Origin of the sequence: Pyxidicoccus caerfyrddinensis, from assembly GCF_010894405.1 — a bacterium.
GTDB classification, from domain to species: Bacteria; Myxococcota; Myxococcia; order Myxococcales; family Myxococcaceae; genus Myxococcus; species Myxococcus caerfyrddinensis.
On sequence record NZ_JAAIYA010000018.1, the window covers coordinates 152,391 to 165,389 of the forward strand.

The following is a 12,999-nucleotide window of genomic DNA, read 5'->3' on the forward strand; positions in this document are numbered from 1 at the left end:
CCGGCTACTCCCTCCCTCGGGGTTCGGGGGAGGGAGGCGGGCGGGCCCACGGCTCCAGCTCGGGCAGCATCCGCTCCACGGTGCCCGACGAGCTGGCCAGCAGTCGCAGGACGTCCTCCGCCTCGGCACCCGTGACGGGCACCGGCTGGAAGGGCAGCTCCGGGAAACGGTCGGAGCGCAGGGGCAGCACCTCGCTGGAGAGGTAACCGCCGGGCCCGAAGCGGGCCTTCCACAGCGCGCTGCGCTTGTCGCGCGGGTTCCAGTTTCCACCAAAGACGAAGTTGCCCAGCGAGTAGACGACGGGCGCGCCCTGGAACAGCTCCATGGACTGGAGCACGTGCGGGTGGCTGCCGAGCACGCCGCTGGCGCCGGCTTCAATCGCCGCGTGGGCCAGGCGCACCTGGTACGGCTCCGGCGAGTAGGTGCCCTCGCGGCCCCAGTGGAAGAAGGGCAGGACGATGTCCGCCTGCTGCTTCGCGGCGAGGATGTCCTCGCGGAGCATCCGCTCCATGACGTCCACGTCGGAGAAGTGCCCGGCCACGCCCGGCGTCGTCTCGGTGGCGTAGACCTCGGGCGGCTCGATGTTGCGCTCGCCGAGGAAGAAGTAGCCGAGGAAGGCCACGCGCAGGCCGCCCACGGTGAGGATGGCGGGCCGGCGCGCCTCGGCGAGATTCCTTCCCGCGCCGAAGTAGGGGATGCGCGCCGTCTCCAGCGTCACCAGCGTGTCCACCAGCCCCTGGGGGCCGTAGTCCATCATGTGGTTGTTGGCGAGGCTCACCACGTCCACACCGCCGGCCAGCAGCGCGCCCACCAGCTCTGGCCGCGCGCGGAAGTTGAAGTTCTTGGGCAGCTTCTCGCCGCCCTCGGTGAAGGGGCACTCCAGGTTGACGGCGAAGAGGTCCGCCGCGTCGCCCAGGGGCTTCACCTCCTTGAAGCCGTACGCGAGCATCTCCTCGCGCGAGCGGCCCTTGGCCACCTGGTCGTCGAAGTACGTCTGGAGATTGTGACCCAGCGTCACGTCGCCACCGACCACAAGAGTAATGGGCTGGACAGGCGGGCCGGCGTCCGCTGCCCCCGCCAGCGTGTCCGGCGGGGCAGGGAGCGAGACGACGCCCGCGTCCGGTGGGACGGGGACGCTCTGGCCGGGCCCCGGCACTGGAGGAAGCTCCGCTGGGGGAGCGGGGCGCGGATGACAGGCGGCGAACACGAGCAGCAGGAGGGCGGCGTGGCGCATGGGCAGGGGGAAACTCTACCTTGCACCTGTCGTTGCGCGGCGCGTAGATTGCCCGCGCGCTCATGGCCCGGGAAAAGGACAACATCGCGCTCTCCGACGAGCACAACACTCGCGGAATCGAGCTGGCGGACCGGGGTTGGCTCGACGAGGCCATCAAGGAGTTCAAGAAGGCCATCGATCTGGACCCCAGCTCGGCCCACGCGCACGACAACCTGGCGACCGTCTACGCGGAGAAGAAGCTCTTCCGCGAGGCGCTCACCGAGTACCTCACCGCCCTGAAGCTGGAGCCGGAGAGCGCCACGGCGCACTACAACCTGGCCTGCTTCCTCTCCACCCACGCCGGGGAGATGGCGGTGGAGGAGTACAAGGAAGCCATCGAGCTGGACCCGGAGTATCCGGACGCGCACCTCAACCTCGGCCTCACCTACGCGGACCAGGGGCGGGTGGAAGAGGCCATGCGCGAGCTGCAGACGGCCATCGAGCTGGACCCGCAGGACGCCTTCCCGCGCCACGAGCTGGCCGCGCTGATGATGGACGAGGGCGACTACCGCTCCGCCATCACCCAGCTGAAGGAAGTGGTGCGGCTGGAGCCGGACAACTTCGAGGCGCAGTTGGACCTGGGCATCTGCTACGCGCAGAAGGGCTTCTACGCGGAAGCGGAGCGCGCCTACGAGCGGGCCCGGGCGCTGAACCCCGAGGACCTGCTGCTCAACTACAACCTGGCCGCGTTGTTCGCGCTCTGGGGACGGCCGAAGGACGCCGTGCAGTACCTCCAGAAGTCGCTGGCGGCGGACCGACCGAAGGTCATGGGGTGGCTGTCCACGGACCCCATGTTCGACGCCCTCAAGGGCGACCCCGACTTCGAAGCCCTGTTCTGAGCCACCGCCATGGGAATGGAATGGGTGTTCCTCGGGCTGGCGATCCTCCTGGTCTTCGCCAATGGCTTCTTCGTGGCGACCGAGTTCGCCATCGTGAAGATTCGCGCCACGCGCCTGCAGGCGCTGGTGGACGAGGGCCAGCCGGGCGCCGCCACCGCGATGAAGATGGTGAGCCACCTGGACGCGTACCTGTCCGCGACCCAGTTCGGCATCACCCTGGCGTCGCTGGGGCTGGGCTGGCTGGGTGAGCCGGCCTTCGCCGCGCTGCTGGAGCCGGTGCTGGTGAAGCTGGTGCCGGAGGGCTCCGCCACGACGGTGGCCCACACCGCGGCGGTGGTCATCGGCTTCAGCATCATCACCTTCCTGCACATCGTCGTCGGAGAGCTGGCGCCCAAGAGCCTGGCGATTCAACGCGCCGAGGCCACGACGCTCGCCGTCGCGCTGCCGATGCGGGTGTTCTACTTCGTCTTCTACCCGGCCATCGTTCTGCTCAACGCGCTGGCCGCGTGGGTGCTGCGCCTGTTCGGCCTGCACTCGGTGGGCGAGGAGTCGCACGACGCGCACAGCGAGGACGAGCTGCGCGTCATCCTCCACAGCTCGGCGCAGGCGGGGGCGATTACGACGGCGCGCGCGGAGCTGCTCGAGCGGGCGCTGGAGATGGCGCAGAAGACGGCGCGGCAGGTGATGGTGCCGCGCAACCAGGTGAAGTTCCTCGACGTGGAGGAGCCGCTGGACAAGTGCATCGCCGACGCGCGCGCGGCGGGCCACACGTGGCTGCCGGTGTGCCGCGGCAACCTCGACGAGGTCGAGGGCCTGGTCAACGCGAAGGACCTCTTCTTCCTGCTGTCGCGCGGGGAGCTGCGCAGCCTGGCCCAGGTGCAGCGGCCGGTGCTCTTCATCCCGGAGAACGCCACGCTGGAGCAGCTGCTGGCCGAGTTCCGCCGCCGCCGCCGTCAGACGGCGCTGGTGGTGGACGAGCACGGCGGCACGTCCGGCCTGGTGACGATTTCCGACGTGGTGGCCGAAGTCGTGGGCGACGTGGCGGAGCTGGGCCGCCGCGTGGAGGAGGTCCGCTCGCTGCCGGGCGGCCGCTTCGAGCTGCCGGGCACCACGCAGCTGGATGATTTGGAGGAGCGGCTGGACGTCAGCTTCGACCTCGACGAGGACGAAGAGGGCGAAGTCACCACCATCGCCGGCTACCTCATGGCGCGGCTGGGGCGTGTCCCGGAGAAGGGGGACATCCTCAAGCTCGACATGTGGCGCATCCAGGTGGAGGAGGTGGACGGGCCGCGCGTGGTGCGGGTGACGGTGGAGCCCCAGTCCCGCCCCGCCACGCCGCTGCGCCCGGCCTCGGATGCCGCGTCTTCTCCGGCCTCGGAGTCCGCGGCGGCGCCTCCAGGGGAGACGCCGCCGACGTCCTCGAACGAGTCGGCGTAGCGCCTAGCCCTTCGGGTCCTTCTTCGCGGCCACGGCCTTCTTCATCACCTTCGACTTGCTGGCGGCCTTGGGCGGCTCCGGGCGCTCCACCTTGAGCAGCTCCAGGTCGGTGCTACCGGCGGTCTCCAGCTTGATGATGCCCACGCCGGGGGCGAACCAGATGAAGCTCTCCATGGAGCGTCCCTGGGCGCCGGGCCGGCTGGAGCGCGCGGTGGTGATGTTCTTCACCTTGAGCGCCTTGAACGTCCCGGCGGCGACGGTGACCTCCTCCTCGCCCACCACCGTGGCCTCCTTGTCGAACGTGGTGGCGATGGTGGGGCGCAGGCCGCCCGTCTTGCTCGCGGGCGGCTGGAGCTTCACGGAGAGGCTGTTCTTCCACGTCCCTCCGAGCACCATCGTCGAGGGCGCGGGCACGGCGACGCCCTCGGCGCTCACCACCTGCACGTCCATGCCGGACGCGGAGAGCAGGGTGCCCTCCAGGCCGCCCAGGCCCGTGCGGATGCCCTCGGAGGTACAGGTGGCCTCCGTCTGGCCCTGGCGGTTCTTCAGCTTCACCGCGACGGTGCCCTTGAGGCCCTCCGGCACCGGCGTCACGTCCTGCGTGGAGAGCACCATCTCCGAGGACTTGCCTGCCCGGTAGGTCAGCTTGAGGCCGTCCTCCAGCGGGAAGTAGGGGTTGGGGCAGGCGGCCGTAGAGGCAACCGCCGGCGTGTCAGACCGGGGTGCTACGTCCGGCGTAGGAGACGCTCCCATGAGGAGCGACACGGCAAGAAAGGGCTGGAACGTAGGCAACCTCCAGAAAAAGCAATTGGAAGGTAGGGTGGGTCTCCCACTTTGCAACCCCACAGGACGGCCGAACGGGGGCTGAGCCTGCCCTGTTGAAGGGCAAGCAGCCGAACGTATGGCCACCTGAGGCATGGTCACGCTTGATCGGCCGGGGGGCGACTGGTACTCCTGCCGATCGTTCCGGAGCCGATTTTTCGGCCTCGCGCTCACTTTATTCCCCGTACTCCGCGCCTCACCAGGAGCCCGCTGGCATGCGAATCAAGCGGTTGGACATCACCGGCTTCAAGTCCTTCATGGAGCGGAGCGTCTTCACCTTCGATGAAGGCGTCACGGGCATCGTCGGGCCCAACGGCTGTGGAAAGTCCAACGTCGTGGACGCCATCCGCTGGGTGATGGGCGAGCAGAGCGCGAAGAACCTCCGGGGTCGCGGCATGGAGGACGTCATCTTCAACGGCTCGGAGAACAAGCCGCCCTTGTCCATGGCGGAGGTGTCGCTGACCTTCCTCGTGGACGAGACGGACCAGCTCGCCCCGCAGTACCAGGGCTTCTCCGAAGTCACGGTGACGCGGCGCCTGTTCCGCAACGGCGACTCCGAGTACCTCATCAACAAGACGCTGTGCCGCCTCTTGGACATCACCGAGCTGTTCCTCGGCACCGGCGTGGGCACCAAGGCCTACTCCATCATCGAGCAGGGCCGCGTGGGCCTCATCGTCTCCAGCAAGCCGGAGGACCGGCGCCACCTGCTGGAGGAGGCCGCGGGCGTCACCAAGTACAAGGCCCGCCGCAAGGCCGCCGAGCGGAAGATGGAGGCGACCGACGCCAACCTCCTGCGCGTCACGGACATCACCAACGAGCTGGAGAAGCGGCTCGACGTGCTGTCGCGCCAGGCGAAGAAGGCGGAGAAGTACAAGAAGCTCAAGTCGCGCATGCGGGACATCGACCTGCACGCCGCCAGCCACCGCCACCTGGAATTGCTCGCGGAGAAGCAGGTCCTCAAGTCCCGCCTGGAGAACCTGGGCTCGGAGGAGCGCGAGAGCCTGGACCGGGTCAAGGGGCTGGAGGAGTCCATCACCCAGCGCCGCGCGGAGCTGGAGGCCGAGGCCGCCGCCCTGCAGACGCTCGCCGCCGAAGTGCACGCGATGGAGAGCAGCGTGCAGCGCGACACGCAGGAGCTGTCGTACGGCAAGCGCGACCTGGAGGAGACGCGCGCCCGCGTGGCCGCGGCGAAGGTGGAGCTGGACGGGCTCCTGGCGCGGCAGGCGGAGATGGCCGAGGCCATGGCCGCGCGCGAGGCGGAGCTGTCCGGCATCGCCGGCTCGTGGAAGGAGGACGAAGTCGCCATGCAGGTGGCGCAGGAGGAGCTGCGCCGCGTGTCCCAGCTCCAGACGGAGGTGGCGCTGCGCCTCGAGCAGGAGCGCGCGGGCCTCGTGGCCGTGGCCGGGCGCCTGGCCAACCACGAGAGCAACCTCGTCAACCTGGCCCGCCAGCGCACCGACTTGGAGTCCCGCCGGGCGAAGCTCCAGGGGGAGCTGGACGCGCTGCGCGCCCAGGAGTCGCAGCTGGAGGGGGTGCGCGGCGACGTGGCGAAGCGGGTGGAGGACACCCGCCACCTCGCGGCGGAGCTGGCCGAGCGCAAGGGGCAGGAGGAGGAGGCCCTCAGCCGCACCCGCGCCGACTTCACGGAGAACGAAATCCAGGTCATCGCCCTGCGCGAGGAGCTGAGCGACAAGCGCAGCCGGCTGTCGTCCCTGGAGGACATCCAGAAGAACTACGACGGCTTCGACCGGGGCGTGCGCGCCGTCATGATGCGCGCCGGCACGGTGGCCCGCGAGCAGGGCATCTTCGGCCTCGTGGCCGACGTCATCTCCGTCACCCAGCGCTACGAGCGCGCGGTGGAGGCGGCGCTGGGCGAGCGCCTGCAGCACGTCATCGTCGAGAGCCGCGACAAGGGCGTGGAGCTGGTGGAGTACCTCAAGGGCCACGCGGAGGGCCGGGGCAGCTTCCTGCCGGTGCCCGCGCTGGACTCGCTGCCGCCCGTGCAGGAGCCGGACTTCAGCCGCCCGGGCGTGCTGGCCCATGCCCCGCGCGAGGTGACGTGCGAGGAGACCCTGCGTCCGCTGGTGCAGCTGCTGCTCGGGGACGTGGTCATCGTCCAGGACATCGGGGCCGCGCGGGCGTACGCGGAGGCCGGCGGGCCCACGTGCACGCTCGTCACGCAGGACGGCGAGGTGTTCCGTCCGGACGGCACCATCGTCGGCGGTGAGCGCGAGGGCGCGGCGGTGGGCGCGCTCCAGAAGAAGCGCGAAATCGCCGAGCTGGCCGCCGAGGTGGCCCGGGTGGAGGAGCGCTACAACGAAATCCTCACCCGGCACTACACGCTCCAGAAGCAGATGGGGCACACCGAGGGCGTCCTCAAGGGCCTGGCCAAGAATCAGCACGCCGAGGAAGTGAATCTCGCCAGCCAGGAGAAGGACCTCCACAAGGCGGGCGAGGACCTGGCCCGGGTGCGCGAGCGGCTGCGGGCCCTGGAGTCCGAGGACGGGCAGCTGGCGCAGAGCCACAGCGCGCTGGCGCACGAGGAGGAGACGAGCCGCGGCGAGGTGGCGCACGGCCAGGCGGACCGCGAGGGCCGCGAGGAGCGCGTCAAGCAGCTGGCGGGGGAGCAGGAGTCGCTGCGCCAGCGGGCGGAGACGGCCAACGGCGAGCTGACGGGCCTGCGCATCAAGGTGGCCGCCGGCAGCGAGCGCGGCGAGTCCGCGCGCAAGGAGCTGGAGAGCCTCGTCACCCAGCGCAAGGACATGGAGACGCGCGTCACCCGCCTCCAGGCCACGTTGCTGGAGGGCGGCTCGCGCGCCGAGGAGCTGGACCGCCGGATTGCGGACACCGAGGGCGGCCTGTCCCAGCGCGCCGAGGCGCACCGGCTGGCCGCGGAGGGTCTGGAGGCCCGCCGCGCCGCGCACACCCTGGCATCCTCCGAGGTGCGTGAGCAGGACACCCAGTTCCGCGAGCTGCGCGGCCGGGTGGACGAGCTGATGCAGGGCCTGTCGCAGATTACGCTGCGCGAGAAGGAGATTGGCCTGGAGCTGGAGCACCTGGCGGCGGGCATCCGCGAGCGGCACCAGGTGGACCTGGCGCTGGAGCTGCACCGCTACCACCTGCTGCCGGCGCTCGCCCCGGAGACGGAGGCGGAGCTGAAGGATTTGCGCGCCCAGGTGGAGAAGATGGGGGAGATCAACCTCACCGCCATCGACGAGCACGCGGAGCTGTCCAAGCGCTACGACTTCCTCTCCTCGCAGAAGAAGGACCTGCTGGCCTCCATCGAGCAGCTCAAGGAGGCCATCCAGCGCATCGACGCGGCCAGCCGCGAGCGCTTCAAGCAGACCTTCGACGTGGTGAACGAGAAGTTCCAGGCCATCTTCCCGCGCCTGTTCGGCGGCGGGCGTGCCAGCCTGGTGCTCACCAGCGAGGGCCCCAACGCGGAGCAGGGCGTGGAAATCGTCGCCCAGCCGCCCGGCAAGAAGCTGCAGAGCGTGAACCTGCTCTCCGGTGGCGAGAAGGCCCTCACCGCGGTGGGGCTCATCTTCGGCATCTTCCTCATCAAGCCCACGCCCTTCTGCCTCCTGGACGAGGTCGACGCGCCGCTGGATGAGGGCAACGTGGGCCGCTACAACGACATGGTGAAGGAGATGAGCAAGCAGTCGCAGTTCATCCTCATCACCCACAACAAGCGGACCATGGAGGTCTCCAACACCCTCTACGGCGTCACCATGGAGGAGCCGGGCATCTCCAAGCTCGTCAGCGTCCGCATGCGCGAGGCCGGCGCCTTCAACGACGACAAGGTTACGGCGGCCTGAAGTCCCGGAGGGGGCCCTTCGCGGGCCCCTTCCCGCGGTACGCGGTACCCCTGAAATACAGAAGGCGCGGGACCCGGCTCTCGGGACCCGCGCCTTCGTGTTTCCACCGTCAGGGACTGACTACTTCTTGTACGTCTTCTTCGGGCAGGCGCCCTTGTCCTGGGTGGCGATCTTCTGCGCCTCGGCGAGCTCCTTCACCGTCTCGTCCAGGTTCTTCTGGGTGGCGGCCTCGGCCTCCGTCCAGCCCTCGGCGTCCTTCACCTTCATCTCCTGGGCGATGGCGAGCGCGGCCTGCTCCGTCTCCTGGCGGCCCTGGATGGACTCGGTGACGCGGGTGTCCGCCGCCACCAGCGCGTTGCACTTGCTCTCGAGCTCGTCGAAGAGCTTGTAGTTCTTGGTCTTCTGGTAGCGGTCCACCACCTCGGCGAAGGCCTGCGCCGCGGGGGTGCGGGCGCCGTCGGCGATGGCCTGGTCCGCGGCGCGCTGCGTGCGCACCAGGTCCAGCTGGAGGAAGCGCAGCTCCGAGGGCAGGGTGGCCGAGGCCTCCGAGGTGGCATTGGAGTTGAAATGGACGAAGCGGTAGCTGAAGTTCAGCTCGTCGGAGGACAGCTTCGCAGGCAGCGCGGCAAGCTTCGGCTGGAGGCAGGCGGCGAGCTGGTCACCCTCGGTGCTGCCGGAGGGCTCGAACGTCACCTGGGCGGGCGTCTGCTGGGCCTTCACCAGCTTCACCTTGGCCGTCAGCGCCGGGGGCACCTTGTCCTTGAAGTTGGCGTAGCAGTCACACCAGCTCGGCTGCGCCAGGCGCACGGAGCCGGTGAAGTCCGAGCCCTCGTTGATGCCGAACTTGACGGAGTTCAGGCCGCTGGCGGTGTGCTCGAAGGGGAGGGTGGCCTCCACCGGCGCCGCGCCCTTGGCGAGCGCCGCCGGCTGCACCTGCGTGTCCAGCACCTTCTGGATGCAGGCGGTGCCCTCGGGGGTGAGGTTCTGCCCGGAGAGGACGTGCGTGGCGCCCTGGTCCGTGACGGTGGTCTTCACCTCCACCTTGGTCGCCGCCTCGGGGCCCCGGTTCTTCGGGTCCACCAGGCACTCCTGCACCTGCGGGCGCGCGGACAGGAGCGCGCCGAGCACCACGCCCTGGCTGTTCTGCTCCGGCATCTTCAGCTCGCGCGGGAAGCAGGAGACCAGGTCGAACGGCGGCTGGTTGGTGATGCGGACCTTCTCCTCGGTGGGCACGGCCTTGCCAGCAGCCGCGGCATCGGGCTTCTGCTGGCCGGCACAGGCGGCGACGGTGAGGGCGAAGGAGGCTACGGCAAGACGACGCAACATGCGGTTGTTCTCCCTGGGGGTGGGACTGCGTCCGGGCGTCTACTTCTCCAGGCCTTCGGCGTTCTTGAGGTCCTTGAGACGAAGCCCGTTCTTCTTCAAGAGTCGGTAGAGGCTCTGCATCGACAGGCCGGTGCGCTGCTCGGCGGCCTTCATGTCGAAGCCCACCGTGCGCATCACCTCGGCGAAGTACAAGCGCTCGAAGTCCGCGAGCACCCGGTCCTTGGCCTCGTGGTACGGCATGTTGGTGACGATGGCGGACACGTTGGTGGCGGGGGCCTGGCCCTCCTCACGGCGCGAGGGCTGCGCGAGGAAGTCCAGCCAGCTGCTGTTGCCCGTCTCCTCCATCAGCGCGCCGCGCTCGAGCACGTTGCGCAGCTCGCGCACGTTGCCCGGCCAGTCGTAGCCCTCGAAGAGGGCCAGCGTCTGCGGGGTGAGCGTCACGCTGGAGCGCAGCGTCTGCGACAGGGCCTGGGCCAGGACGGGCAGGTCCTCCCGCCGGGTGCGCAGGGGCGGCAGGCGCACGCGCGCCACGGCCAGCCGGAAGTAGAGGTCCGCGCGGAAGCGGCCCTGGCGCACGTCCTCCTCCAGGTTGCGGTGCGTGGAGGCGATGACGCGTACGTCCACCGCCACCGGCTGCCCGTCCAGCGAGGGCACCTCGCGCGTCTCCAGCACGCGCAAGAGCTTGCCCTGCACCTGGAGGGGCAGCTCGCCCACCTCGTCCAGGAAGAGGGTGCCGCCCCGGGCCGCCTCGAAGACGCCGCGGGCCTCGCGGTCCTCGCCCTCGCCGGCGCGCAGGCCGCCGAACAGCTCGCGCTCGGCCTTCTCCTCGGAGATGAGGTTGCAGTCCACGACCTTGAAGGGGCCGTGCCGCCGCGAGGAGTGCTGGTGCACGGCGCGCGCCGCCAGCTCCTTGCCGGTGCCCGTCTCACCCTCGATGAGCAGGCTCATGTCCTCGCGGGCCACGCGGCGCAGCTCCGTGAAGACCCAGCGCATCTTCTCCGAGGCGCCCACCAGCGAGCCGAAGGACTCGGCGCCCGCCACCTCCACCTCGGTGGGGCGCGGCGCCACCTTCACGGACAGCTTCGTCTTGCCCAGCTCCAGCTTGTCCCCGCTGGCCAGGTAGGCCTGGACCACCTGCCGTCCGTCGAGGAAGGTGCCGTTGCGGCTGCCGGCGTCGCGCAGCAGCAGCCCGCGCGAGGTGCGCTCCACCTCCAGGTGGCGGCGGCTCACCGTCGCGTCCGTGAGCACCAGGTCGCTGGCGGGGTCCGAGCCCACGCGCACCAGCCCGTCCTGGGTGGTCACCTTCTTGCCTTTGTCCGGCCCACCCACCACCTCCACGGTCCACTCGTGGATGGGGATGCGGGTGGTGCGGCCTTCCTGGTCCGTCTGGGCGGTCTGGGTGGTCTCGGGCCTGGGTTCCATCATGGGGTCCTCTTTAGGTGCGAGGGGACCAGGGGGGCAAGCACGACTCGCACCTCTACCCCCTCTGAGTCACGTCTGAGCGCATCAGGGCAGCGAGAGTGAAACAATCCTCCCGGAGGGTTGCCTCACGCGAGCCTCCACCGGGACGGGGGACAGCCGCGTCCGGGCGAGGGCCTGGGGTGGGGCGGGGCGGTCGTCCAGGGACAGCACCTGGTCTCCCGCCGCCAGCTTCGAGCCGGGCGGGGCCTCGCGCACGAAGAGGCCCCCGGGCTGCCGGGCCAGCGCGTCCAGCACGGCGGGCTCCAGGCCCGGGTTGGCGAAGCGCAGGCGCTGCCGGCGGAGCACCTCCGCGTCGAGCAGGTCCTTCCCGGCCAGCTCTGCCTCCAGGGGGAGCGTCTCCCAGGGCAGCCAGGCCACGGACGTGGCCACGGGCGGGGAAGGGACGCGCGGCGGCTGCAGCGTGCCGGAGAGGGCCTTCAGGGCCTCGCGGGTGAGCGTTTCCATCAGCACCGTCAGCTCCGGGGTGGGGTCCGCGCCGTCGTCCGTGACTTCGGCGAAGGGGTCCGCCGGGGCCTCGCCGGATACCTCCAGCACGACCTGCCGGCTGGCGGGGTGGAGCACCTCCACCGTGCCCAGATACACCACGGCTTCCTGGGCGCTCCGGCCCACCGTGTGGCCACGACTGTCCACCATTTCACGTTGGCCGGCCTGGACGCGGCGCTCGGCCCGGGGGCGGAGCACCAGCGCGGCCTCCGGACGCACGCCGTAGGGGGCCAGCACGGCGACCGCGTCGCTGGCCGTCCACGCGTCGTCCGCCTCGGGCCGGTACACCCGCACCTCCGTGGGGCCGAAGAAGAGGGCCTGCACGCCGGGCTCGGCCAGCGCCACGTCCACCAGGCGCTGGGAGAGCTCCACCGCGCGCCACGGGGGCGCTTCCCAGCGGAAGCCGAAGGGGTAGACCACCACCGCGGACGCGCGGAGGTCCTCGGGCACGGTGCGCTGCACCTGGACGGCCGGGCCCCGGCACGCCAGGGCCCCGAAGGCCGCCAGCAGCAGGACTGCGCGCGCGAGGAATGACGGGCCGATGCGCTTCACGGCCCCTCATCCAAGACGAACGGCCCCGCGGAATCCAGAAAACCCGTGCGGACCCGCCGCGCCGCGCTCAGTAGCGCGCGGGCGAGTCGCTGGCGGGGAAGGACTCCTTGGACTCCTCGTCCACGATGTCGTCCCTCGCGTTGCCGCCGGAATTGACGCTCGCGTTGCTCTGCGTCTTCAGCGAGCGCGTGGGGACGCTCTTGCCCGAGCCCGCCTTGGACTTGCGGCCGGTGCCCGCCTTCTCACCGCCCAGCATGCGGCCGCCGAGCAGATTCTTGGCGCGCTCGGAGAGGTTGCGCTGCTCGTCCTGCAAGTCCCTGAAGAACTGGGCGAGCTCCTGGTCGCCCGACTCCTCGGCGTCGGCGATGTACTGCCCGGCCGTCGAGGCGCCCTTGAGGAGGTGATACAGCGCGCTGACGAGGTTGTAGTGCTCGTCACGGGTGCCTGTCTGCGCTTCTTCGCCTGCCATTGCCGCCTCCCGCGAAAGGTGGGTGTGCCACGGGAGGGAAGCTATGCACGGCGCCCCGGGCAGCCGGAGCGGACCGCACGCCTGCCTGGTTGGCTCAGGCCTGGAGCATCGGGTCCAGCTTGCCCTCGGTGTCCAGCCGGGACAGGTCCGAGTAGCCGCCCACGTGCGCGTCGCCGATGAAGATCTGCGGCACGGTGCGCTGGCCGCCGCTCATCTCCACCAGCCTCGAGCGCATGGAGTCGTCTCCGGTGACGTCCACCTCTTCGTAGTCGACACCCTTGCGCTTGAGCAGGTCCTTCGCGCGGACGCAGTACCCACAGTAGGTCGTCGTGTAGATCTTCACGGGCTTCACGGGCAGCTCCTCCTTCTTCTTGCCTTCCAAACTAAGGGCCGGAAGGCCCCGCCGCCACCTTGCCTGGAAAAACACAACGGCCCCCGGCTCCCTGTGAAGGAACCGGAGGCCGCTGTCAGGCCGTCACCCCGGCATGGGAGCCGGAG

General features: G+C 70.2%; 10 protein-coding genes. 3 read left to right on the forward strand and 7 right to left on the reverse strand.

Going from position 1 to position 12,999, the window contains the following annotated elements; genetic code table 11:
- Nucleotides 1-4 precede the first annotated feature (4 nt).
- Nucleotides 5-1,234 (reverse strand): CapA family protein, encoded by a 1,230-nt coding sequence (locus tag G4D86_RS35230; RefSeq protein ID WP_163998504.1) that lies wholly within the window; start codon nt 1,232-1,234, stop codon nt 5-7.
- 62 nt (nt 1,235-1,296) lie between these two features.
- Here G4D86_RS35230 and G4D86_RS35235 point away from each other — a divergent pair, with 62 nt between their 5' ends.
- On the forward strand, nt 1,297-2,112 hold the full coding sequence (locus tag G4D86_RS35235) for a tetratricopeptide repeat protein (RefSeq protein ID WP_163998505.1): 816 nt from the start codon (nt 1,297-1,299) through the stop codon (nt 2,110-2,112).
- 9 nt (nt 2,113-2,121) lie between these two features.
- Nucleotides 2,122-3,549: a hemolysin family protein gene (locus G4D86_RS35240; protein WP_205519980.1), complete on the forward strand. Its 1,428-nt coding sequence runs from the start codon at nt 2,122-2,124 to the stop codon at nt 3,547-3,549.
- A 3-nt stretch (nt 3,550-3,552) separates the two neighbouring features.
- Here the strand turns inward: G4D86_RS35240 and G4D86_RS35245 are convergent, their stop codons facing one another.
- Nucleotides 3,553-4,302, reverse strand: coding sequence for a TapB family protein (locus G4D86_RS35245; protein ID WP_163998506.1), 750 nt, complete (start codon nt 4,300-4,302; stop codon nt 3,553-3,555).
- A gap of 284 nt (nt 4,303-4,586) precedes the next feature.
- Here G4D86_RS35245 and smc point away from each other — a divergent pair, with 284 nt between their 5' ends.
- On the forward strand, nt 4,587-8,189 hold the full coding sequence (gene smc, locus G4D86_RS35250; RefSeq protein ID WP_163998507.1) for a chromosome segregation protein SMC: 3,603 nt from the start codon (nt 4,587-4,589) through the stop codon (nt 8,187-8,189).
- Between the two features lie 120 nt (nt 8,190-8,309).
- Here smc and G4D86_RS35255 read toward each other — a convergent pair whose 3' ends face one another.
- From G4D86_RS35255 to grxC, 5 genes are all read right to left on the reverse strand, one after another.
- Nucleotides 8,310-9,515: a hypothetical protein gene (locus G4D86_RS35255; protein ID WP_163998508.1), complete on the reverse strand. Its 1,206-nt coding sequence runs from the start codon at nt 9,513-9,515 to the stop codon at nt 8,310-8,312.
- Nucleotides 9,516-9,554: 39 nt separating this feature from the next.
- On the reverse strand, nt 9,555-10,937 hold the full coding sequence (locus G4D86_RS35260; protein WP_163998563.1) for a sigma 54-interacting transcriptional regulator: 1,383 nt from the start codon (nt 10,935-10,937) through the stop codon (nt 9,555-9,557).
- Between the two features lie 84 nt (nt 10,938-11,021).
- Nucleotides 11,022-12,032, reverse strand: coding sequence for a hypothetical protein (locus tag G4D86_RS35265; RefSeq protein ID WP_163998509.1), 1,011 nt, complete (start codon nt 12,030-12,032; stop codon nt 11,022-11,024).
- A 67-nt stretch (nt 12,033-12,099) separates the two neighbouring features.
- A complete protein-coding gene (locus G4D86_RS35270; protein ID WP_163998510.1) occupies nt 12,100-12,501 on the reverse strand; it encodes a hypothetical protein in 402 nt (133 codons plus the stop codon).
- A gap of 94 nt (nt 12,502-12,595) precedes the next feature.
- Nucleotides 12,596-12,853, reverse strand: a complete 258-nt coding sequence (gene grxC, locus G4D86_RS35275; RefSeq protein WP_163998511.1) for a glutaredoxin 3 — start codon at nt 12,851-12,853, stop codon at nt 12,596-12,598.
- Between the last annotated feature and the right edge of the window lie 146 nt (nt 12,854-12,999).

What these genes read in the sequence shown, in the direction of transcription:
- G4D86_RS35260 (WP_163998563.1), bottom strand. Translation starts at nt 10,937, where the DNA reads ATGGAACCCAGGCCCGAGACCACCCAGACCGCCCAGACGGACCAGGAA.
- smc (WP_163998507.1), top strand. Translation starts at nt 4,587, where the DNA reads ATGCGAATCAAGCGGTTGGACATCACCGGCTTCAAGTCCTTCATGGAG.
- G4D86_RS35240 (WP_205519980.1), top strand. Translation starts at nt 2,122, where the DNA reads ATGGGAATGGAATGGGTGTTCCTCGGGCTGGCGATCCTCCTGGTCTTC.
- G4D86_RS35230 (WP_163998504.1), bottom strand. Translation starts at nt 1,234, where the DNA reads ATGCGCCACGCCGCCCTCCTGCTGCTCGTGTTCGCCGCCTGTCATCCG.
- G4D86_RS35245 (WP_163998506.1), bottom strand. Translation starts at nt 4,302, where the DNA reads ATGGGAGCGTCTCCTACGCCGGACGTAGCACCCCGGTCTGACACGCCG.
- G4D86_RS35235 (WP_163998505.1), top strand. Translation starts at nt 1,297, where the DNA reads ATGGCCCGGGAAAAGGACAACATCGCGCTCTCCGACGAGCACAACACT.
- G4D86_RS35270 (WP_163998510.1), bottom strand. Translation starts at nt 12,501, where the DNA reads ATGGCAGGCGAAGAAGCGCAGACAGGCACCCGTGACGAGCACTACAAC.
- G4D86_RS35255 (WP_163998508.1), bottom strand. Translation starts at nt 9,515, where the DNA reads ATGTTGCGTCGTCTTGCCGTAGCCTCCTTCGCCCTCACCGTCGCCGCC.